Source organism: Ideonella azotifigens, assembly GCF_006519715.1.
Taxonomy (GTDB): domain Bacteria; phylum Pseudomonadota; class Gammaproteobacteria; order Burkholderiales; family Burkholderiaceae_C; genus Ideonella; species Ideonella azotifigens.
Genome location: NZ_VIDT01001148.1, coordinates 1 through 1,130, shown reverse-complemented (window position 1 = coordinate 1,130; position 1,130 = coordinate 1). Strand labels below are relative to the sequence as shown.

General features: G+C 69.3%; 1 protein-coding gene. It reads right to left on the bottom strand.

The features are described from left to right. Nucleotides 1-136: 136 nt before the first annotated feature. On the bottom strand, nucleotides 137-1,130 hold a 994-nt coding region (locus tag FKP22_RS31235; protein WP_141292045.1), incomplete at its 5' end, for a vWA domain-containing protein.

Below are 1,130 nucleotides of genomic sequence, written 5' to 3'. Positions count from 1 at the left end.
AAGTCCCGCGCGGGCCGCAGCCAGATGGCGTCGATGCGGCCTGGGGGCGCGCAATGGGCGGTGAGGTCGCGCAGGGTGGAGGTGGTCATCGCGCGATTCTGGTCCGGCGGGCCGACCACAGGATTTGAGTCAAGGCTCACCGCCCCTTCGCACTCGTCACCAAGCCCTGCCCCGCCGCCCAGGCGGACACATCATCCCGCCGGATCGCCGCGGCCATCAGGCCAGGGAAAGCATCCGGCGTGCAGGCAAAGGACGGGACGCCGAGGGCGGCGAGTTTGGCGGCGAGGGCGTGGTCGTAGGCGGGGGCGCCTTCGTCGCTGAGGGCCAGCAGGGTGATGAACTGCGCGCCGCTTTCGACCAGTTCCATCGCGCGGCGCAGCAGGCCGGATTCGACGCCGCCTTCGTAGAGGTCGGAGATCAGGACCAGGATGGTGTTGCGCGGCTCGCGGATGATGGACTGGCAGTAGCCGACCGCGCCGTTGATGTCGGTGCCGCCGCCCAGCTGCACGCCGAACAGCAGCTCGACCGGGTCGTCCAGCTGCTCGCTCATGTCGACGACTTTCGTGTCGAACACCACCAGCTTGGTGGCGACTGCGGGCAGCGTGGCCATCACCGCGCCGAAGATGCTGGCGTAGACGACCGAGTTGGCCATGGAGCCGCTCTGGTCGATGCACAGCACCACCTCGCGCTGGGGCTTGCGGGCCTTGCGGCCGTAGCCCAGCAGCGTCTCGGGCACGACGGTGCGGTAGTCTGGCTGCCAGTGCCTGAGGTTGGCCTTGATGGTGCGGTGCCAGTCGATCTCGGCATGGCGCGGGCGGCGGTTGCGCTGGCTGCGGTCCAGCGCGCCGGTGATGGCCGAGCGCAGCGGCTCTTCCAGGCGCTTCATCAGCTCGTCCACCACCGCACGCACCACCAGCCGCGCGGTTTCCTTGGTGCCGGCCGGGATCACGCTGGAAAGCGCCATCAGGCTGGCGACCAGGTGCACGTCGGGCTGCACGCTGCGCAGCATCTCGGGCTGCAGCAGCATGTCGCGCATGTTCAGGCGTTCCAGCGCGTCGTGCTGCATCACCTGCACCACCGAGCTGGGGAAGTATTTGCGGATGTCGCCCAGCCAGCGCGCCACGCTGGGC